16 protein-coding genes and 2 pseudogenes are annotated in these 19,952 nt (G+C 68.6%); 13 read left to right on the forward strand and 5 right to left on the reverse strand.

Going from position 1 to position 19,952, the window contains the following annotated elements; all coding sequences use genetic code 11:
- The first annotated feature begins 557 nt into the window (after positions 1-557).
- The 3 genes from OG413_RS42890 (at position 558) to OG413_RS42900 (ending at position 2,457) form a co-directional block, all read left to right on the forward strand.
- The gene (locus OG413_RS42890; RefSeq protein WP_266810859.1) at positions 558-1,097 is read left to right on the forward strand and encodes a winged helix-turn-helix domain-containing protein; all 540 of its coding nucleotides are present in this window, start codon (positions 558-560) and stop codon (positions 1,095-1,097) included.
- Positions 1,094-1,624 (forward strand): transposase, encoded by a 531-nt coding sequence (locus tag OG413_RS42895; RefSeq protein WP_266815325.1) that lies wholly within the window; start codon positions 1,094-1,096, stop codon positions 1,622-1,624. The genes OG413_RS42890 and OG413_RS42895 overlap by 4 nt, the downstream gene beginning before the upstream one ends.
- A 113-nt stretch (positions 1,625-1,737) precedes the next feature.
- Complete coding sequence (locus OG413_RS42900; RefSeq protein WP_266815327.1) at positions 1,738-2,457, forward strand: helix-turn-helix domain-containing protein; 720 nt, start codon at positions 1,738-1,740, stop codon at positions 2,455-2,457.
- On the opposite strand, the gene OG413_RS42905 is transcribed toward OG413_RS42900, so the two are convergent.
- The gene (locus OG413_RS42905; protein ID WP_266815524.1) at positions 2,369-2,620 is read right to left on the reverse strand and encodes a hypothetical protein; all 252 of its coding nucleotides are present in this window, start codon (positions 2,618-2,620) and stop codon (positions 2,369-2,371) included. The two genes, OG413_RS42900 and OG413_RS42905, sit on opposite strands and share 89 nt — an antisense overlap.
- Before the next feature lie 61 nt (positions 2,621-2,681).
- On the opposite strand from OG413_RS42905, the gene OG413_RS42910 reads away from it, so the two are divergent.
- Positions 2,682-3,893: a helix-turn-helix domain-containing protein gene (locus OG413_RS42910; RefSeq protein WP_266815329.1), complete on the forward strand. Its 1,212-nt coding sequence runs from the start codon at positions 2,682-2,684 to the stop codon at positions 3,891-3,893.
- Positions 3,890-4,438 (forward strand): flavoprotein, encoded by a 549-nt coding sequence (locus OG413_RS42915; protein ID WP_266815331.1) that lies wholly within the window; start codon positions 3,890-3,892, stop codon positions 4,436-4,438. Before OG413_RS42910 ends, OG413_RS42915 begins: the two co-directional genes overlap by 4 nt.
- A 173-nt stretch (positions 4,439-4,611) precedes the next feature.
- On the opposite strand, the gene OG413_RS42920 is transcribed toward OG413_RS42915, so the two are convergent.
- Both OG413_RS42920 and OG413_RS42925 read right to left on the reverse strand, forming a co-directional pair.
- A complete protein-coding gene (locus OG413_RS42920; protein ID WP_266815333.1) occupies positions 4,612-4,995 on the reverse strand; it encodes a hypothetical protein in 384 nt (127 codons plus the stop codon).
- A gap of 143 nt (positions 4,996-5,138) precedes the next feature.
- The gene (locus OG413_RS42925; protein ID WP_266815335.1) at positions 5,139-6,389 is read right to left on the reverse strand and encodes a hypothetical protein; all 1,251 of its coding nucleotides are present in this window, start codon (positions 6,387-6,389) and stop codon (positions 5,139-5,141) included.
- 298 nt (positions 6,390-6,687) lie between these two features.
- Here OG413_RS42925 and OG413_RS42930 point away from each other — a divergent pair, with 298 nt between their 5' ends.
- From OG413_RS42930 to OG413_RS42950, 5 genes are all read left to right on the forward strand, one after another.
- Positions 6,688-8,061: a relaxase domain-containing protein gene (locus OG413_RS42930; RefSeq protein WP_266815337.1), complete on the forward strand. Its 1,374-nt coding sequence runs from the start codon at positions 6,688-6,690 to the stop codon at positions 8,059-8,061.
- A gap of 129 nt (positions 8,062-8,190) precedes the next feature.
- A complete protein-coding gene (locus OG413_RS42935) occupies positions 8,191-9,438 on the forward strand; it encodes a protein kinase (protein WP_266815339.1) in 1,248 nt (415 codons plus the stop codon).
- A gap of 318 nt (positions 9,439-9,756) precedes the next feature.
- Entirely contained in the window at positions 9,757-10,050 is a 294-nt protein-coding gene (locus tag OG413_RS42940) for a hypothetical protein (protein ID WP_266815341.1), read from the forward strand.
- Positions 10,051-11,366: 1,316 nt separating this feature from the next.
- Positions 11,367-11,840 carry a hypothetical protein gene (locus OG413_RS42945; RefSeq protein WP_266815343.1) on the forward strand — a complete coding sequence of 158 codons (474 nt, stop codon included), beginning with the start codon at positions 11,367-11,369 and terminating at the stop codon, positions 11,838-11,840.
- A 305-nt stretch (positions 11,841-12,145) separates the two neighbouring features.
- Positions 12,146-12,898, forward strand: a complete 753-nt coding sequence (locus OG413_RS42950; RefSeq protein WP_266815345.1) for a transposase family protein — start codon at positions 12,146-12,148, stop codon at positions 12,896-12,898.
- A 35-nt stretch (positions 12,899-12,933) separates the two neighbouring features.
- On the opposite strand, the pseudogene OG413_RS42955 reads toward OG413_RS42950, so the two are convergent.
- Both OG413_RS42955 and OG413_RS42960 read right to left on the reverse strand, forming a co-directional pair.
- A pseudogene (locus OG413_RS42955) lies at positions 12,934-13,287 on the reverse strand (SgcJ/EcaC family oxidoreductase); the annotation flags it as partial.
- 27 nt (positions 13,288-13,314) lie between these two features.
- Positions 13,315-14,262 carry a helix-turn-helix domain-containing protein gene (locus OG413_RS42960; protein ID WP_266815347.1) on the reverse strand — a complete coding sequence of 316 codons (948 nt, stop codon included), beginning with the start codon at positions 14,260-14,262 and terminating at the stop codon, positions 13,315-13,317.
- Positions 14,263-14,751: 489 nt separating this feature from the next.
- On the opposite strand from OG413_RS42960, the gene OG413_RS42965 reads away from it, so the two are divergent.
- The 3 genes and pseudogenes from OG413_RS42965 to OG413_RS42975 form a co-directional block, all read left to right on the forward strand.
- Positions 14,752-16,134 (forward strand): helix-turn-helix transcriptional regulator, encoded by a 1,383-nt coding sequence (locus tag OG413_RS42965; protein ID WP_266815349.1) that lies wholly within the window; start codon positions 14,752-14,754, stop codon positions 16,132-16,134.
- Between the two features lie 282 nt (positions 16,135-16,416).
- A complete protein-coding gene (locus tag OG413_RS42970) occupies positions 16,417-19,614 on the forward strand; it encodes a M28 family peptidase (protein WP_266815351.1) in 3,198 nt (1,065 codons plus the stop codon).
- A 140-nt stretch (positions 19,615-19,754) separates the two neighbouring features.
- A pseudogene (locus OG413_RS42975) lies at positions 19,755-19,925 on the forward strand (transposase); the annotation flags it as partial.
- Between the last annotated feature and the right edge of the window lie 27 nt (positions 19,926-19,952).

Here is a 19,952-nt window from a genome sequence, read left to right on the forward strand (position 1 = left end):
GCTCGATCTGTCCCATGTCCGCCTCTCCGAGCGGCCAGTCGGCAGGGCCGGCACCCTGCAGTCCGTGGCGTCAGTTCTCCCGTATTTGCCCGCCTCTGCCTGCCAGTTTCTGCGTTCTCGGGACAGCGTCGGCTGATGCAGGCCGCGAACCCCTTGAGGGGCACCGGCGACAAGCCGGCGGCGCGACGTCAGGGCGGACGTCGTCGGCGCCCTGGTGCTGTGTTCGGTACCGAGTCCCGCCAAGGAGTGAGGCGGGAGAGTCCTGCCGGATGGAGGCCTGGACCGCCGGGACGCCGCACACGTCGAGGCCGTGTGATCCTACGGGGGCCGGGACGGCCGGGCGGAGCGGGAGAGGGAGGTCGTGCCGGGCGAGGCCACACAACTTCCGCCTGCGGTGCGACGCGTTGCACGTACGCCGCGATGCGCCGTCGCCGGTTCCTCGCATTCCAAGGGTTGTTGGCGGTGGGATGCGTGAGACTGACCAGGTGCTTACTGAGATTGAACTCGTGAAGTCATAGGGGCTGACGAGGGGTGTCTGCCTGCGGTATCACGAGAGGATGAGGTATCCACAGGGTGGCGGGTTGACCGCTGAACGGCAGGGCAAGCGCGAGGAGTTACGGCTCCAGGCAGCTGAGCGGTTCGCTCGGGGCGAGGGCAGTACGGCGATCGCCAGGGATCTGCGGGTCAGTGTCCGATCGGTGCGGCGGTGGCGTCACACGTGGGCCGAGGGCGGCCCGCGATCCTTGAGGTCGCAGGGGCCCGCGTCGCTGCCGCTACTGAGTGAGAAGCAGTTCGCGCAGCTGGAGTCCGAGCTGGCCAAAGGGCCGGCCGCGCACGGCTGGGAGGACCAACGCTGGACTCTGAACCGTGTGAAGACGGTGATCGGACGGCGCTTCCACCTCACGTACACGATTCAGGGTGTCCGCAAGCTGTTGGTGCGCAACGGCTGGTCCTGCCAGGTCCCGGCCCGTCGTGCCATGGAACGGGACGACGACGCGGTGGCCGGGTGGGTCAAGGAGGTGTGGCCCCGCGCGGAAGGCCAGCGGCGGCCCGTGGGGCCTGGCTGGTCTTCGAGGACGAAGCCGGCTTCTCCATGACGTCGTCGCAAGCCAGGACCTGGTCCCAGCGCGGGCGGACCCCGGTGGTGCGGGTCCGCAGCCGCTCGCGCAGACGGATATCGATCGCCGCGCTGACTTGCTACAAACCCGGCCGCCGATCCCGGCTGATCTACCGGCCGCGACGGGACGACGGCAACCGTGACGGGCGCAAGAGCTTCTCCTGGCGCGACTACCGGGACCTGCTGACCGCAGCCCACCAGCAGCTCGGCGGCCCGATCGTCCTCATCCGGGACAACCTCAACGTCCACAAAGCCGCAGGTCTACGGGAGTTCGCCGAAACCCGCGACTGGCTGACCATCCTCTACCTGCCGCCCTACGCACCCGACCTCAACCCCGTCGAAGGCATCTGGTCCCTGCTACGTCGCGGCTGGCTCTCCAACGTCGCCTTCTCCACGCCAGACCATCTCATCCGCACGGTCCGGAGCGGTCTACGGCACATCCAGTACCGCAGCAACCTAATCGACGGCTGCCTAGCCGAGACCGGCCTGACCATCAGATCTACGTAACGACACCACGAGTTAAACCTCAGTAACGGCGCAAATGAGATGGACACGCGAACGCCTCGGCGCCGCTTCGGAGTCGCACCCTTTCGAGTGCGGCTGCTCAGGGTTACGTGCCTATGGCATGTGCCGTAAAATGTAGGTTTTGCCCTACATGCATTCGATCATGGTCGGGCGAGCGTCACTGTGTGCCGCGCTCCGTTCCCCCACCCGACTGGGTACTCACCCGCCGCCCGGCCATCGGAGACCGCATCCGCGCAGCCCGGCTCACCGCCGGCCTGACGCAGGAGCAGGTAGTCCTGCGCATCGGAGTGGACCGGGCCACGTTCAACCGGATCGAGATGGGCCACTCGGCCGCGCTGATCGACAGCCTCATCCTCATTGCCGAAGCCCTGAACACAGATCTCGCCGACTTCGTCCGGGAGCAGCCGGGTCTGTCACCGGAGTCCGTGCCGGTTCGGGATGTTCGGCCATTCCCTGTGGTCGCTGGGGGCACGCCAGTCGTAGTGGGGACCTGTGTGGCCGGGGGGCTGGGTGCATCGGGCGTACGAATCGGGGCGCTCCGCCCAGCAGTACCCGTACCCGATCGGCGTGTTCATCGGCGCACCCTCTTCCACGCGCGGCCGAGCCGTATGAACGTCGCACAGCTCGTCCCCGCGCGGCAGGCGTCGCACGCCAGGGTGTGCCCGAGATACGCCAGATACGCAAGCTCCGGCGGCGGGACTGCGGTCCGCTGCTGCGTCGATGCCATCACCGGGCCGCCCTCCGCCCCGCGCACTCGTTCGCGTCCACGCACTCACGGGGAAACCAGGAGTACGCGGCACCGGTGGTGGGGGTGACTCGCTGCTCGCCGAGGTCGACACCCAGGTCCTTGCCGAGCGGTGCCGCGCACCACACGCAATTCCACCCGCGCTGCTGCTGCTCGGTCAGATTACTGACCGCCGGTAGCTGCGTCACCGCCATGGGGCCCTCCTGGTTGTCGCTGATCCGCTGTGTCTGCACGGTAAGACGCGGTACAACGGGGGTGGGCACGCAAAGTGCGTGCCCTGTACGGAGGTGCTCCATGGACACTGGACGCATCGGCCGCCGCATTGCCTATTGGCGTGAGCAGCGCGGTTTCACCCAAGCCGACTTCGGTCGGCTCATGGGGCAGACCCGCAGGTGGGTGCAGGACCTGGAAGGCGGCCAACGCCAGCAGGACCCTCGCTTATCCGTGCTGGTGCGGGCGGCCGACGTTCTGCGCATCCCCTTGGAGCAACTACTGATGGACGGGCCTCCTGAGCCGCCCCCTGCGACCACGCCGCCTGTCGAGGCGCTTGCCGTCATTGATGTCCTGTACCGCAACGACGACGACGGGGATCCCCCGCCGCTCACGGAGTTGCGACGTCGGCTCACCTATTGCTGCGAGGCATTCCAGGCCTGCCACTACGGGGCACTCGGCCGGGATCTGCCCGCGCTGATCGTCAAGGCCAGGCAATCCGCCGCGCAAGCCAGCACCGCAGCCAGCGAGGCCCACGCCCTGTACTCGCGGGTGCTACAGCTGACCGCTTCTTTCCTTCACAAGTACGGTCCGGCAACAGCGGTTCAAGCTGCCGTGGTGGCCGACCGAGCCTTGGCGGCGGCGGAACGCTCCGGCGACGCGGTCGCAATCGGTGCGGCATCGAGGCGGGTAGCGAAGTCGCTCAACTACCAGCAGCAGCCCCGAGCGGCCGTGGACTTCGCCGTAGGTGCGGCTCGGCGTCTGTCCATGGATTTGGAGGCGAGCGGCCCTCTGGGGTTGTCGACGCTCGGCATGCTGTATCTGAACGCGGCGATCGCAGCCGCGTCTCTGAGCCGGTCGACGGCCGCGGTTCGGCAAGCCAGTGACCACGTCGACCAGGCCGCCGAGGTGGCGGACCAGCAGGGTGCCGACCTCGACGAGGACTACACGATGTTCGGGCCGACGAATGTGAGTCTCCACCGGGTGGATGTGCTGACGAGGTTCGAGGACGGGTGGTCGGCGATCGAGGCAGCGGATGGCCTGGAGGGTGAAGCGCTGTTCGGGCTGTCGAAGGAGCGTCAGGCGCAGCATCTCATCACGATGGCACGCGCTCAGCTCTTGACACGGCGGAAGGAAACTGCCGCTGAATCGCTGGTTGCCGCGGCACGGCTGGCCCCGGAAGAGGTCATCGGCCGGCAGTCCACTGTCGACCTTGTCGCCGACGTAGTCGGAGCGACCCCGGTTCCAGGCGGGGACTTGCGCCGCCTGGCCGCGCAATGTGGACTCCCCGCATGACGAAGCGAGTTCTCTACCTCATCGCCTGCGCGGCCGGCCCGACCCAGTTCATCGACGAGGGGGTGCGGCAAGCGCAGGCACGCGGGTGGGACACCTGCCTCATCCTGACCCCGTCCGCCGCCTGCTGGTGGGAGCCGCGCATCGGCGAGTTGGAGGAGCTGACCGGGCACCGGGTCCGCTCGCAGTACAAGCTGCCCGGAGAGAAGGACTCGCTACCGAAGGCGGGCGCCATGCTCGTCGCCCCGCTGTCCTGCACCAGCCTCAACAAGTGGGGCAACGGGATCTCCGACACGCTCGCGTTGGGGCTGCCCTCGGAGGGCGTGCAGATGGGCGTGCCAGTGGCGGCGATGCCGTACTTCAACCGCGCGCAGGGCGCTCAGCCTGCCGTGGCCCGCAGCATCGCGGACCTGCGGGAACAGGGCGTGGTCTTCCTCGACGGTCCTTCCGGGTACGAGTCGCACCCGCCGAAGCAGGGCGACCCGCAGTCATTCCCTTGGCACGCCGCGCTGGACGCGGTCGGGTCGCTGGCTGGGGACGCGCCGTAGGATCCGCCCGTGGCGAATATCGAACTTACCGACGAACTGATCGCACTGGAGCGCGTGGCCTGGGCCGAGCAGCAGGAAGGCCGCCTCACCGTGGCCACGGCCGACGCCTGACGCGCGAAAGGCCCCCTTCGCCCGAAGGAGAAGGGGGCAACCCCGCAGCGCGGGGACCATTATCAGCTGTCCATGGACCGCCAGGCGGAACACGTGCCCGCATCGATGCACTTCGTAGACCAGTGCCCGAGGCAGACGCGGAAGCGGATGGTGTCGGTCTCCGCGAAGACCCTGTTCTTGAAGCGGGTGGTATGGGCGCCGTCAGCGTTGTAGATGAAGCCCCAGCGGGTGACTCTGTTCTGGGGGTCGATGGTTTCCCACTGGGCGACTGCGGAGTAGCCGTCCGATACCCCGTCTATGACGTGGAACCAGCCGCCGACGTCCTCGTAGCAGACCTGGGCCCTCTGGTCGCTGTAGTTGGGGGAGCACTCCCAGCCGTCGCCGGTAGGGCCAGTGGTGGCGGTGGCACGCTCGGTTTCGGCGGAGGCGGCGGATGCCTGGGTCACGGTGAGGAGGAGGAACGGAACGAGCGCCTCACAGGTGGCCAGCAGAAGTCGCCCGCTTGTTCAGCGTGTGTGTCGGGCCGAGCAGCCGTGCCGCCTTTACGTGGCTGAGCACTCCTTCGCTCGCTGCGTGGTGCTGCGGTGCTTCAGGCGGTGCGGTGCGCTCCGACGAAGGACTGCAGGGCTTCCTGCGTGTGGGGAAGGCCGAGGTCCCGCAGCCGGTCTGCGCACGAGCGGATGAGCCAGGCGTGCCGGTGGCCGGCGAGATCGCCCAACAGCTGCTGCTGCGCCGCTGTCAGGTCGGTGTAGTGGGGTGCGGGGTGCGGCTGCGGAGCGGGAAAGAGCTTTTCGATCGCCCTGCGGGTGCGGGACCCGTAGCAGTCCCAGACGATGCGGGGCAGGCACGCGTCGAGCGCCTCGCGCACGGCAGCCGGGTCCGAGCCGGGCGGCAGGGCGTGCAGGGTGCGCTCGATGTGGCCGAACAGGTCGCCCTCGCAGTAGTCGGTTACGCGATCGAACGGGCTGCGGGCAGCTGCGGTGAGTTCCGTGACAGCCCGGCCGAGCAGGCCGGGGCCGACAGGGGTTCCGTCGAGGCCGGCGAGGCGGATGAGGGCGGTGGCCGCAGCCCACCGCATCAGCGGATCTGTGGCATCCAGGTACGGGGTGATGCCCTCGGCCGTGGAGGAAGGCCCGACGATGCCGGCGGCGAGCAGTGCGGTGGCTGCGGTGACCGGGTCCTTATCGTGTGCGGCAAGGGCGAGGAGGAGGGGCAGGGCGGTGGTGGAGAATTCGGGAAACCAGCCCAGGAGGTAGGCGATCCGGGTCCGCAGTCGTGCGTCATCGTCGTCGAGTAGGGCGAGAAGGACAGGGAGTTCGGCCAGGACGGCGTCGTATGACTGGAGTGCCGACCACCGGGCGTCGGGCGAGTTGCCGGCGGCCACCCAGTCCCGTATTTCCTGCAGCTGTGCGCGCTGGTCGGCATCCGTCGCGGCGGCCAGCTGCTCCTCGTACCACGGCAGGAGCTCCTCCGGTCCGCCCTCCGCCGCGGCCGCACGCCATCCGGCCACGTTGATGCCGGTGGTCACGTCGTACTCGTCGTGCCAGTCCACGGCCAGGCGGGTGAGCAGCCACATCGTGTCCTCGCGGGCAGCCTCGGGGCCTGCGAGGGCGATCCTCGCGAGGAACGGCACGGCGACCTGAGAGGCCGAATAGCGGCTGCCCTGATGAAAAATGCTGCTGAACAGGCTGCTGAAAGCTTGCTTGCGCGCCTCGTCGTCGCTCCCGCACAGGGTGCGTATATGCCCTGGAACGTCATCCGCCGACTCGTAGGCGTGGGACAAGCTGGCCCAGTCCACATCGTCCAGCCCCGCCAGCAGCTTCTCGTACTCGTTGATCATCGAAGAAGGATCGCAGGAGGCACTGACACAGCCTCCGTGGCACAGCAACAGCTGGTCCCGCCCGAGCGGCACCGGTCCACAACTTGCTGCAGGTGGGGAATCGCGGCGAGCGGGTCTGAGGAACCTCCAAGCAGCCGGTTGGGAGATTCATGGAGCCTCATCAATGACCCACTGTTCTGCCGGAGCCGGCGCACCGGTTCAGCATCTTGGCGTTGTCTCACCGCCTCACAGGCTCACGCCGCCTGGCGGCGCGGCGCGCGATTCGCTGACCGGCGCGAAGGTCGGGATCAGCTGTCTCATGAGACACCCTGAACGCGAAGAACTGCTCGGTGACCATCTGCTGCTGTCCGTGAAGGGGCAGCGCCTGGACGGGAAGTGGGGCTCGATTCACACCCTGGCCCCGCACGAGAACACCGTGGCCGTCTCCGCGCTCTACAACGAGCTCGTGGCCGCGGAGGTCTGCGAGGCGCTGGGGCTGGCGACCGAGCCGCGCACCGTCACCCCCGGGCGCCGGCCGGTCATGGAGATTGCCGGGGTGCCGCACGAGCTGATCCGCTGGACCTCCCGGCGCAGCGACCAGATCGCCGCCTGCCTGGCAGAGCTGGAGCACGAGTACGTCACCGCCGTCGACGACGACGGCGGGCCGCGGTTCCTGCCCGTGGTCTCCGAGCGGGCCCGCGACAAGCTGAACCAGGTCGCCGCGAAGATGACGCGCCCGCCCAAGAAGCAGGAGATCCGCTCCCTCGCGCAACTGCGCGCCGACTGGAAGAAGAGCGCGATTGCCACCTCCAAGGTGGCCGTCGACATCATCAACTCCCTTCTCAAGTACGCCCGTGCCGCCGCCGTGGTCGACATCGCCCTGGCGGCCGTCGACGTCGCCGCGACGGTGTTCGTGATGAGCGAGGGCGGCCGGTTTCACCGTCGGCACCTGCTCGCCGAGGCCCGCCGCCACCTCGCTCTCGTCCTGCGCGGCCAACTTCGCGAGCCGGACTTGGACGACCGGACCGTGGCTGCCGCCATCTCCACGTACTGCCTGGACATCAGCGAGCCGAAGACCGTACGCGGCCTGGAGGCCGGCTACCGCCTCTACACCGCACGGTGGGCTCTGTCCGACCTCACCGGCCGTCGCCGCCCACCCACCCCCACTCCCGACCCGGGCCGGCAACCCCCGGCCGATCCCGGCGAGCCGACCGCACCCCAGCCCTCGGGTCAGGACGCGGGGGAGTGGGAGATACCTCGCATCCGGATGCAGTACGAGCGCGCTGTCCTCGCTGGTGCGGTGGTGCGGGAGAAGCTGCGCACCACCACCGCCACCGGCGTGCGGGGCCGCGCGTACGACATCGTCGCCCACCGGCAGGCGGCGATGCCCGAGCAGCTGCTCGCGCCCGAGGCCGCCGACCCCGAGCCCGACGGCCAGGAGGCGATCGACATGACAGCAGTACGGGCCCTGAGGAAGTCCCGCACGGACGTGGAAGCCCTCGATCTCACCGCCGAACGGCTGCGCCACCTCAAGGACGCGTTCACCAAGGCGGCCGACGACTCCCGCACCCGCACGACCCGCTACACCGAACCGGACAACGCCGACGCGGTGCGCCCGGTACGCCAGGACGACCAGCAGGCGCACCGCCCGCCGGAGCCCGGACCGCACCGGGGCCGGGAGGCCGGCCACTGAGCGCACCCCGATGGTGCGCACCCGGTGCCGGGGTGCCGCGAGCGGCAGCCCTGCCTCAGCCTCACCAGGGAATTGACATCAACTCATGAACCGGCCTCGGGCGTCCGCGTTGCTCCTATGATCGGTCACATGGGGGATGTGTTTGCGCAAGGTGAGATCTTGGCCGGAGGCCGGTACCGCATCGACGGGTTACTGGGAAGCGGCGGAATGGCCGAGGTCTACCGGGCCTACGACCTCAGCCTGGCGCGGGCAGTGGCTGTCAAGACGATGTTGCCCGGACTCGCCCTCGACGCGAGCCATCCGGAGCGATTCCGACGCGAGGCGCAGGCCATGGCCGCGCTCCGGCACCCGCACGTGGTAACCGTGCACGACACTGGTGAAGAGCCGCGGGCAGACGGGCCGTCGGCGCCGTACTTCGTGATGGAGCTGGTCACGGGACCTTCGCTGGCGGACCGGCTACGTACAGATGGACTCTCCGCTTCAGCCGCAGTGCGCATCACGGACCAGATCCTGTCCGCATTGGCCGCCAGCCATGCCCAGGGGCTCGTCCACCGCGACATCAAACCAGCAAACATCCTGCTGTCCGGGGACGGCATCGCGAAAGTGGCAGATTTCGGTATCGCCCGCGCGGCCGCCGGTGCCGGGAGCGCCCTCACCGGCACGCGGATGACGATCGGCACTCCTCAGTACATGTCACCCGAGCAGGTGCAGGGCTCGGCGCATCTCGACGGACGGTCCGATCTGTACGCAGTCGGCGTGCTGCTCTTCGAACTGATGACGGGCCGGACACCATTCGACGGGTCGGACGCGTTCGCGATCGCCTATCGGCACTTGCATGAACCGCCACCGACACTGGCCTCATTCGGAGTCCTCGGACATCCACGCCTGGAACCGGTGCTGGCCCGCGCGCTCGCCAAGCGGCCCGAGCAACGCTACCCCGACGCGGAATCGATGCGCGTCGCCCTCCGGATGGCAGTAGCGACCGCACCACTCCCCACACGTGCACCGATATCCCCACCCACACCCGTGCCAGCGCTGCTCCCAGGGTTCACGCCAGATCCGGCGCCCGTGCGCCTGCAGTGGCGAACGCACGTCACACAAGGCGTTCGGCTGACCATCTCCCTGTTCCTGATGTGGGAAGCAATTATATACATGAGCACGACAAGCATCGGCAGCGTCACGATCCCGCTGGCATCGGGTCAGAAGTGGGCCTTCAATAGCTTCGCAGCGGCCGCAGTGCTGGTCGCCGTGCCTGCCTGGGTCCGGCGAAGCGGACAGAAGGCACGCCTGTGGAAAGTGATCTCCTGGATATTGATGACCTTCTACCTCATCATGTGGCTGGTCGGGGTGATGGTCATCGATGCGGCAGAGATGTAAGAGGTCGTTCCCTCCCGGTGCTTTGTCCCCCACTATGTTCGCGCTGTGGGGGTGCGGCGGTAAAGGGGACGGCTTCACAGGGAGCAGCCGATGAAAACTCTCGGCTCCTCGCGGACCCCGCCACCGACAGAACCTCGCGAAAGCTCACGAACCGCCCTCTCACGCCTGCGTGGCTGACACGGGCAAGCCTCCGGCGGGCGCGGGCAAGCCCAAGGCCGGCCTGGGCAAGCCCGTGCTGTCGGCGGCGGCGAGGTGATGGGTACAAGTACCGGGCCCCGGCTGTCAGTGGGAGGCTGGGAGGCTGGGAGGCTGGGATACATGGACAGGGAAGAGGAGTTGCTGCGCGGCCGGGTCTACGGGGCCGACCACGACCGCCCGGTCCCGCTGCCGCACCGCGACTACGCCGAACTGGTCGGCGGAACGCTCGATGGGCTGCTGCTCGACGCGTTGCAGGGCGGTCGGGTGATGCGGCGGCCGGTCGGCGCAGCTGCGGTGGTTGCTGAAAGGCCCGTGATTATCGGCTTAGCGTTAACCGCTGTACCGCTGTTCCCCGAGGCCGTACACGAACGCCTCCAGGCCCAGCCTCACCCGAACACGGAGATCCGCAGCTAGACCTCATGATCAATCTCAGCGCCAACGGCTGTACCGATGTTCCCCAAGGCCGGATGACCACGATTCGCTACAAACTACTCGCCACTGATCAGACCAGCAGCGTTTCGCGGGATCGCTAAAGACCGCGATTCTTGTCCCTGCGAGGCTTGCGCGGTGCCCTTCCCCAAGAGCCGGCAGGCCGTTCTTGCCGGACCCTCGATACGAATTCTGCGCGAGTCAGGACAGCTCGTGGTTGGGGGCGCAGGATCGAGTCTGCGTCCCAGGGGTCCACATGCGTCCATCCGAAGCCCCGGACCACCTCGTCGAAGACCGGCGCGAAGTCCGCACCGACCAGGTCCGGCATCTGATGGCGGAACTGGCGGACACGGGCGACGAAGTCTGCGGGCAACGGCACGTGGTACGCCTCCAAGTAGTGTGCAAAGTCCGCGCGCCATACCCACAAGCCGTCGGTGACCAGGGACGAACAGCCGGATGTGTGCCTGTGAACCGCACCCGTGAGGACGTCAAACCCGGCCTCCATGAAGTACGTGAGGTGATGACCAACGTCCAAGTACTCCACAATTTGCGCTTCGTCCGGTTCGCCAGACGCTCGCACCTGGGCCCCTAGCGGTCCCGCGGCCAGCTCACCGAAGTGACCGAAGTCATCGAACAAGCCGAGCAACTTCAGCACGCCCACCCCCCCCTCAGCCCCACAGTCGAGGCGAGCATACGCAGGACCGGTGCCTATCGGCCTCACCCAGGCGTAGCCACAGTCGCCGGGCCGCGCGAGCGCGACCGAGCAGCTCAGCTCGCCAACGGAGCAGCGGAGCCGGTTACAACCGTCATGCTTCCGCGCGCTACTGGTGACAAGTAGCGCGCCGACCTGGTGACAACTACCCTGCTTCGCCGCGTCAAAGCCACTGGTCAGTGGCCGCCGATGGTGGCAGCCATCGTGCTTCGGCACAGCTGCGACGGGGCGGCGCCCTTCGGCCTGCCTCGTGCTGTACCGGCCGCGTTCGCCCTGCCGGAGATGCCCGGCGATCTGCGGTCCCTGCGTGACCCCGGCGCCCCGGGCGAGAGTGACTGGCGGGCCACCCGGTTCCTGGACAGGTGGAGGCCGCTGGCGTGTGCAGCCGTGATGGCTTGCGCGTGCATTCCTGGCTGCTCGGTATGAGAGGGGCGTAGCCCCGCAACATCGTGGCGGGGATTCGGGCAGCTGTTGACCGTCAACTCTCAGCCATTTGTGAAAATTTCGTGGCTTATTTGTTTCTTTCCGAGCCGAGTTGGACGTTCATAAGATCAACGGGCCCACTCCGGGCAATGGAATCGGTGGGGAAATGGAAACCCCGCTCCGCAATCACGCAGCGGAGATTGATCGAGGAGATGGAATTCCTGTGCGCTTCAAAGCTTTGACGGTTGCTGCCGCCGCTGCGGGAGCCCTCGCGTTCGCCGCCTCTCCTGCCAGCGCTGCGGCGAACTGGCAGGAAGTGAACACAAACAGCAACTGGGATTGCCTCCCTTACAAGACACACAGCATCTCCACGAACATCAAGTTCAAGCCGTGTGTCGTCACCAACGCCAACAACGACACGCAGGTCGTTCTCGTCGTCCAGCACTCAGGAACTGCCGCTGCCGTCATCGCTGGTGAGGTCGTGTCGAGCTTCGGCAGCAACACGTTGTGCAACAGTTCGACCCTCAACCCGGGATTCACCCGCGGCTGCTACGCACCGACGGTCAACGTCCCCTCGTCGGGCGGTGGGACCGTGAACGTGCGGCTGAGTGTCAACGGCACGAGCAACTGGTACGTCTAATTAATCGGCGCGCAGGTTGATTTCCGGCGTGGACGGGCGCAGCCCGAGCGGTGAAATGTAGAAGTCCTCCGCCGAATTCTTTCTCGGCCGGTAGGGCGCCAAACATGGGTGCTCGGCTGTGAGAATCCCACAGCCGAGCACTTTTTTTGGCTCCTGCCACAAGAGTACGCCCGTCACAACAGCGACGGATTGAACCTCTTCCAACCTGACGGGTGGTTGGGCCGGCAGCCCCGGCGGCGGGCATGAAGAAAGCTCCTGGTAGACGGGTTCACGACCAAGATCACCAGTCCGCCAGGAGCCTTCGCGTGCTTGTCTACCCGTCCGGCATCGATCTGTCCAGCCGCACTCTGCGGCATCTCTCCGGTCTTCTCGCAGGTCACCGCCGTCGGATCGGTTCACGCTGGCGGCGCCTGACCTGCGGCCGACAGGCCATGCTCGTCCTGGCCCACCTACGCTGCGGCGACACCTACGCCCGTCTCGCCGCAGGCTTCCGCATCGGGATCGCCACGGCCTACCGCTACATACGCGAGGCCGTCGACCTCCTGGCCGCTCTCGCGCCCACGCTGGAACAGGCCATGACGACCGTCCGCAAGAAGGCGTACGTGATCCTTGACGGCACCGTACTGCCGATCGACCGCATCGCCGCCGACCGGCCGTACTACTCGGGGAAGAAGAAGCATCACGGGATGAACGTGCAAGTCCTCGCCGATCCCGCCGGACGCCTGATCTGGGCTTCGGACGCACTGCCGGGAGCCACACACGACCTGACCGCGGCGCGGGTCCACGGCATTCCCGCCGCCCTCGCCGCAGACGACATCAAGTGCTGGGCCGACAAGGCGTATCAGGGTGCCGGCCCTGCGATCCGTGTCCCGATCCGTGGCAAGCACCTGCGCGGCTGGCGCCGACGTCACAACCGCGATCACGCCAAGATCCGCAGCCTCGGCGAACGCGCCATGGCCATCCTCAAGTCCCGGCGGCTCCTGCGGAAACTTCGCTGCAGCACCACCCGGATCACCGCCGCCGTCCGAGCCGTCGTCGCCCTCGAACTCGCCACCTGATCAAGATGGAAAAGGCTCAATGTTGCGACCTCCCAGCGGTCGTTCTGCCACACGAGCGCGAGCAGTTGCATGAAGTAGCGACTCGACAGCGGCTCCTCTTCGCCCGGCATCACCATGGCGACGCGGTGGTGCACAACGCCCCAGCCCGGGCGGACGATCCGGGCGAACGGCACCTCGCCCCGCGTCATCCGGGAGCCCTTCAGCACTGTGTCGAAGAGCGGCTGATTGAACGCAATCACCGCTTCGCGTCCCTTGTGAATGGTGCCCTCGAAGTCTACGAGCTCGGCGTCATCCGCAAAATCGGCAACGAACGCGGTGGCGTCACCGCTGTTCCAGCCCTCGTTCATCCGGGCCGGGATAGCGCTCATTGCTTCGACTGACTGTTCCATGTGATCGCCTTTCTGCTTTCTACACTCTCAGGCACCATCCTCGGCGGGCCGGGCGACGGACGCATTGATCATCTGCGCACGGTTGTTGGACATGAGTGCCGCCGCGGTGTACCCGTATGTGGCCTTGAACAGCCGGCTGAAGTGCGCCGGATCGCTGAACCCCCAGCTGGCGGCGACGGCTGCGACGGTTCGGTTGGTTCTGGCCAGGTCCACGCGGCACCGTTCCAGGCGCTGCTGGCGGATAAGGGCCGCAACCGTCAGTGGCTGGTCCTCGAAGAGCTTGTGCAGTCGGCGCACGGAGATGTGGTGCGCCGCGGCCACCTTCGCCGGAGCGAGATCCCTGTCGGACAGTCTCGCCTCGATGAAGCCGACGATCCGGGTGCGCAACGTCTCGTCGGCGACCGGCCGCCGCGAGTGGCCCAGTTGAGCCGAGAGTGCCACCGCGATCAGCTCGATCACCGCGGCCGCCGACCTGTCCGCCTCGTCGGCGCGGAATCCGTCCAGGGTCCGCATCATGTCCCGCGCGAGCGCGGAGACCAGTGCCCCGGGGCCCTGGTCTCCGCGAATACGCACTCCAGCCAGCCGGGCGGCGTCGTCCGGTCCGAGCCGCAGCGAGCGCCGGGGTACCAGCATGGTCACGTGTGTGGACGCGGTGCTGGCGAACCGGACTGGCCGCACCGGGTCGATCAGAACCAGGTCGGTGGGCCCGAGCACAGCGGTGTTGTGGCCCTGCTGGGCGCGCACTCGTCCTTGCGTCACCAGCTCGATCTGCCACAGCTCGCTGTCGGTCGCGCGGGCGGACCGCGCGTCCCGGAAGCACTCGCCCTCCGGGGTTACCAGTTCGGCCAGCCGTAGAGGCCCCAGGTCGCGGGTGACGATGTCGGCGCGGAAGTCGTCGCCCGCGTGCCGCCCACCGTGCAGGGGCGGCAGTCCGCTTGTCGCGAGAGTCTCCAGAAATGCGTCGGCGCTGTTCATGTGCCGTCAGTATGCGGAACGCGATACAGGACGCCGCCGTTGTGCACGCCGTCGCGGAACCGCGAGCCTCACCTCACGCCCTCGCGGCGCGGGCCTGCCTTCTCCAGCGCGCCGTTCGGCGACGTTCGTCATGTCTGACCTCATCATCAGTAAAGCCCAGTTCAGTGCCGCTCAGCGTCCGTGGGCGACCCTACCGGCGCTCACCGGTGCTCCACTCGCCGACTGAAGTGCTCAGTCACATCGCTGCGACGGAGCGACGCCCTTCGGTCTGCCTCGGGCTGTACCGGCCGCGTTCGATGTGTGTGCGAGGAGATCCGGTCAGGCCGCGCCGATTGCCCGCCAACGGGAAACCGGGAGTCCGGATCGCACTGATCGTCGTTGTCCGGCGGCCCCCGGACCGTAATCTTCTAGTAGTCCCCAGCGCCGATCGGTGTGCGCCGGTGCCAGGGACGGCAGCGGCGGTACGACGACTTCCGGCCGGGAGGGTCCATGAGCACCGACACGGTCGCAGTGCGTCAGTCGTGGGCGGAGTTCGGGCGGCGGCTGCGCGCCTTGCGCAGGTCGGCCGGGATGACTCAGCGTCAACTGGCGCTTCGGGTGGGGTACCACCACACGCTGATCAGCAAGCTGGAGGGCGGGGTCCGGGAGCCGCCCGCCGGGCTGCCGCTGCGGCTCGACGTGTTACTGGACGGCCGGGGCGAGCTCCTCGCGATTCTCGCCGGCCGGCCGGAGGAGCGCCACAGCGCGCCGCTGCTGCCCGCGACGCTGTTCTCGACCGCGCCGCGCGACAGCGGCGACCCGGCCGCGCCCCAGCCCGTCCACCACTGGCCCGGCCGGTTGCTGTCCTGCCCGCTGCACAGCGGCGACTGCGAGGTGCCCCCGCTCGCCGACGCACTCACGCTGCTGAGTGCCGCCGACGGCGACCACGGGCGGACGGAGCGGTGGCCCGGCACGGAAGCCGACGCCATGCACGCGCTGACCGCCCTGATCGTCGGGTACACCCAGGACGGACTGGAGAGCGTCTCCACCGGGACCGTCGGCTCGGTCGAGCGGGTGCTGCGCGTCGTGGTGCGCTGGGCCGAGACGCTGAACCGGCGCGGGACCCTGCCGGTGCCGCAGCTGCGGCTGGCCGCGGAATGCGCGCAGATCGCGGGTTGGCTCCGGGTGGAGCGGGGACAGCGGATTCTCGGGATGACCTGGTTCGCGCGCGGCCTGACCTGGGCGGACGTCGCCGATGACGTGGTGGCGCGGGCCACGTTGCTGTGTGACGTCTGCACCCTGGTCCGCCTCGACGGGGACGCAGCGTCCGCACTGGCCTATGCGCAGGAGCTGGGGACGGTGGACCCGCACCGGGCCTGGATGGTGGCCATGTCGCACCTGCACCAGGCGCGGGCGCGCGCCCTGGGGGGCGACCTCGCGGAGTGCCGCAAGCGCGTCGTGCTCTCCCGGCGGGCGCTGGACCGCCTCGACGGGCGGGACTTCATCGAGGCGCCCTGGCTCGGCGGCGCCACCGGCCGGTTGCAGGTGGAGGCGTCGATCGGCGGGACGTTGCGCGACGCCGCCGTGATCACCGGTGCTCTGTGGGTCGCCCGGCAGGCCGTCAAGGCCACCGAGGCAGCCCTGAGCTGCCTGCCCGCCACGCACCGGCCGACCGTGCTGCTGCTCACGCTCCGGCTGGCCGACGCGTTCGTGTGCTCCGGGCAGTTGGACGCCGCAGTGGCGGCCGCGGCACCGGTCCTCCCGGAGGCGGTCGCCGCAGACCGGACCAGCGTCAACCGGGAGCTCGCCGGACTGCGGACGAGACTGACGACGCGCTACCCCGGCGTCCGCGAGACGCGGTGTCTGCTGGAGCAAATCCCGTACGGGACCTGACGCGTCGGCGGGGCGTTCGCCCCCGGCGTTTCCCGGCCCGCATTCGGCCCGCATCCGGTCCGGTGTCCGATGACCGGTGCGTTTGACCTCGGACGTTGTCAGAAGTTGCCGTATGTTGCCGGAGCTTGTCTAGACCCTTGACGAGGACATGGCGTGATGTGAGCGTTTCGCTCGCTCACTTGAAACACGTGAGTCCGCCCCTTACCCACCGGTCCGGGCCGATCGTCCGGCCGGCGGGGTGGCGGCTTCGTACTCAAGGCACGCCCCTAGTCAAGGAGCCCCATGAAACGCAGAACGGTGACGGCCGGGACAACCCTGGCCGTCCTCGCCGGGATGATGGTCGCCACCAGCGGCCAGCCGGCAGCTGCTGCCCCCGCCCCGTCCGTCTCCCCGGGGCCGTTGGCCTTGGCGGTGTCGGCGGCCGACCGGGCCGCCGACAGCGGCTTCGACGCGCTGGTGAACGGACCGGGTGAGAGCTACGAACGGCGCCAGGTGACGCCCTGGGTCAACGGCCTGTACTCGGTCGCCTATGAGCGCAACTACCGCGGCCTGCCGGTGGTCGGCGGGGACGCGGTGATCCTGGCCGACGGGCAGGGCCGGGTGCAGGCGTCACAGTCCGCCGACTCGACGCGCATCAACGTGCCGACCACCCCGACCGTCACGGCCGGCACCGCCGAGGCCACCGCCCGCCGCCGGCTCACCGCGGTGGACAAGGTCGACTCGCACCGCCTCGTCGTGCGGGTCAAGGACGGCCACGACGCGCTGGCCTGGGAGACGGTCCTCACCGGCCGCACCGCCAAGGCCCCGAGCCATCTGCACGTCTTCGTGAACGCGACCACCGGAGCGGTGCTCGACCACTACGACGACGTCAAGGCCGGCACCGGCAACAGCCAGTGGAACGGGCCGAACCCGCTCAGCATCGCCACCACCGGCTCGGGTGCCAGCTACTCGCTGCGCGACCCGGGGCGCCCCGGCCTGAGCTGCGCCGACTACTCGACCGGCAGCGTCTTCACCAAGTCCAGCGACACGTGGGGCACCGGCAGCGCCACCTCCAAGGAGACCGGCTGCGTCGATGTGATGTGGGCGGCGCAGCACGAGTGGGACATGCTGCGCGACTGGCTGGGCCGCAACGGCCACGACGGCAACGGCGGCAGCTGGCCGGTGAAGGTCGGCCTCAACGACGTCAACGCCTACTGGGACGGCTCCTCGGTCTCCATCGGCCACAACACGGCCAACCAGTGGATCGGCGCGATGGACGTCGTGGGCCATGAGTTCGGCCACGGCCTCGACCAGTTCACCCCCGGCGGGGCCAGCGCCGAGTCAGGACTGGGCGAGGCCACCGGCGACATCATGGGCGCGCTCACCGAGGCGTACACCAACGAGCCCTCCCCGTACGACAGCCCGGACTACACCGTGGGCGAGACCATCAACCTCGTCGGCAACGGCCCGATCCGCATCATGCACAACCCGTCCCAGATCGGCGACCCCAACTGCTACAGCTCCTCGATACCCAACACCGAGGAGCACGCGGCCGCCGGCCCGCTGAACCACTGGTTCTATCTGCTGGCCGAGGGCTCCAACCCCGGCGGCGGCAAGCCGACCAGCCCGACCTGCAACAACTCCACCGTCACCGGCGTCGGCATCCAGCAGGCCGGCAAGGTCTTCTACGGCGGCATGCTGCTCAAGACCAGCGGAATGACCCACAAGCGGTACCGCGTCGCCACCCTGACCGCGGCCAAGAACCTCGACCCCAGCTGCGCCCTGTTCACCAGGACCAAGGCGGCCTGGGACGCCATCACCATCCCCGCGCAGAGCGGCGAACCCACCTGCACGCCCAGCGGCAACAGTGACTACTCGCTGTCGCTGAGCCCCACGGCCGGTTCGGTGCAGCAGGGTGCCTCGGCCAACGCCACGGTCAACACCACCGTCACCTCCGGCAGCGCACAGACCGTGAACCTGACGGCCTCCGGCGCCCCGGCCGGTGTGACGGTCGGGTTCACCCCGGCCTCGGTGCAGTCGGGCGCCTCCTCGACGATGAAGGTCACCGTCGGCTCGGCGGTCGCGGTGGGCTCCTACGTCATCACCGTGACCGGCAGCGGAACCCAGAGCCACACCGCTCAGTACACCCTCACAGTCACGCCCGGCGGGACCAACCCCGGCGGCACCGCTCCCGACATCAGCGTGACGAACGTCCAGGCGCACCTGGCGCAGCTGTACACGATCGCCCAGCAGAACGGCGGCACCCGCCAGGCCGGCACCGGCGGCTACACGGCGTCGCTCGCCTACGTCAAGAGCAAGCTGCAGGCGGCCGGCTACAGCGTCACCGAGCAGTCCTGCACCGGTTGCACCAACCGCGGCAACAACCTGATCGCAGACTGGCCCGGCGGGCCCACCGACCAGGTCATCATGTTCGGCGCGCACCTGGACAGCGTGTCGGCCGGCCCCGGCATCAACGACAACGGCTCCGGCTCTGCCTCGCTACTGGAGAACGCCCTCGTCCTGGCCCAGCAGAATCCCACCATGGCCAAGCACGTCCGCTTCGCCTGGTGGAACGGCGAGGAACAGGGCATGCAGGGCTCGCAGTTCTACGTCAGCCAGCTCGGCACCACGCAGCGCAGCGCCATCAAGGCCTACTACAACTTCGACATGGTCGGCTCCACCAACGCCGGCTACTTCATCAACAACATCACCTCGGCCGCGGCGGCCCCGATGAAGGAGTACTGGGACTCGCTGAACCTCCGTCCGGAGGAGAACATCGAAGGCCAGGGGCGGTCCGACGACTACTCCTTCCAACAGGCGGGGATCGCCACCTCCGCGTACGCCACGGGCGCCGACGCCATCAAGACCGCGGCGCAGGCCACCAAGTGGGGCGGCACGGCCAACCGGTCGTACGACTCCTGCTACCACCAGTCCTGTGACACCACCGCCAACATCAACGCGACGGCGCTCGACCGCAGCGCCGACGGTGTCGCCTACACGCTGTGGAAGACGGCGGTCGGCACCACGGCCCCGGCCAACGACTTCTCGGTCGCGGTGAACCCCGTCGCCGGCAGCGTCCAGCCGGGCGACACCACCACCGCGACGGTCTCCACCGCCACCACCTCGGGCAGCGCCCAGACCGTCAACCTGACGGCGTCCGGCGCGCCGACCGGGATGACCGTCTCGTTCGCCCCGGCCTCCGTGCAGTCCGGCTCCTCCGCGACCATGACCGTGGCCGTCGGCACGTCGGTGACCGCGGGCACCTACACCGTGACGGTGACCGGCACCGGCACCGCCACCCACAGCACCACCTACTCGCTGACCGTCACCGGCGGAGGCGGCGGCTGCAGCGGCACCAGCTGGGACCCGAACGCCATCTACATCGGCGGCAACCAGGTCAGCTGGAAGAGTCACAACTGGCGGGCCAAGTGGTGGACCACCGGCGAAGAGCCCGGCACCACCGGCCAGTGGGGCGTCTGGCAGGACCTCGGCGCCTGCTGACAAGCCCCTGCCGAGAACCCTCCGAACGAACCCCTGCCGAACGGAGCCCTCCCCTCGAAGCCGCGGCCCGCGTCCAAGCCTCACGGACGCGGGCCGCGGCGGGCTGTCCGGCGGCCGCGCCGCCGGTGCAGGGCTGCGGCAAACATGAAACCGTCCGCACGGCCCGAGCCGAGCAGCGAACCGATACCTGGAAAGAGCGGTACAAGATCCGTGCCGGTGTCGAGGGCACCATCTCCCAGGCCGTCGGGCGCTGCGGCCTGCGCAGATCCCGCTACCGCGGCCTCGCGAGGACCAGCCTCCAGCACCAGCTCATCGGCGGATGTTCATGCACGCGATGC

The sequence above is a fragment of the Streptomyces sp. NBC_01433 genome (assembly GCF_026340105.1).
Classification (GTDB): Bacteria; Actinomycetota; Actinomycetes; order Streptomycetales; family Streptomycetaceae; genus Streptomyces.

What these genes read in the sequence shown, in the direction of transcription:
- OG413_RS42890 (WP_266810859.1), top strand. Translation starts at nt 558, where the DNA reads ATGAGGTATCCACAGGGTGGCGGGTTGACCGCTGAACGGCAGGGCAAG.
- OG413_RS42895 (WP_266815325.1), top strand. Translation starts at nt 1,094, where the DNA reads ATGACGTCGTCGCAAGCCAGGACCTGGTCCCAGCGCGGGCGGACCCCG.
- OG413_RS42900 (WP_266815327.1), top strand. Translation starts at nt 1,738, where the DNA reads ATGGCATGTGCCGTAAAATGTAGGTTTTGCCCTACATGCATTCGATCA.
- OG413_RS42910 (WP_266815329.1), top strand. Translation starts at nt 2,682, where the DNA reads ATGGACACTGGACGCATCGGCCGCCGCATTGCCTATTGGCGTGAGCAG.
- OG413_RS42915 (WP_266815331.1), top strand. Translation starts at nt 3,890, where the DNA reads ATGACGAAGCGAGTTCTCTACCTCATCGCCTGCGCGGCCGGCCCGACC.
- OG413_RS42925 (WP_266815335.1), bottom strand. Translation starts at nt 6,389, where the DNA reads ATGATCAACGAGTACGAGAAGCTGCTGGCGGGGCTGGACGATGTGGAC.
- OG413_RS42930 (WP_266815337.1), top strand. Translation starts at nt 6,688, where the DNA reads ATGAGACACCCTGAACGCGAAGAACTGCTCGGTGACCATCTGCTGCTG.
- OG413_RS42935 (WP_266815339.1), top strand. Translation starts at nt 8,191, where the DNA reads ATGGGGGATGTGTTTGCGCAAGGTGAGATCTTGGCCGGAGGCCGGTAC.
- OG413_RS42940 (WP_266815341.1), top strand. Translation starts at nt 9,757, where the DNA reads ATGGACAGGGAAGAGGAGTTGCTGCGCGGCCGGGTCTACGGGGCCGAC.
- OG413_RS42945 (WP_266815343.1), top strand. Translation starts at nt 11,367, where the DNA reads ATGGAAACCCCGCTCCGCAATCACGCAGCGGAGATTGATCGAGGAGAT.
- OG413_RS42960 (WP_266815347.1), bottom strand. Translation starts at nt 14,262, where the DNA reads ATGAACAGCGCCGACGCATTTCTGGAGACTCTCGCGACAAGCGGACTG.
- OG413_RS42965 (WP_266815349.1), top strand. Translation starts at nt 14,752, where the DNA reads ATGAGCACCGACACGGTCGCAGTGCGTCAGTCGTGGGCGGAGTTCGGG.
- OG413_RS42970 (WP_266815351.1), top strand. Translation starts at nt 16,417, where the DNA reads ATGAAACGCAGAACGGTGACGGCCGGGACAACCCTGGCCGTCCTCGCC.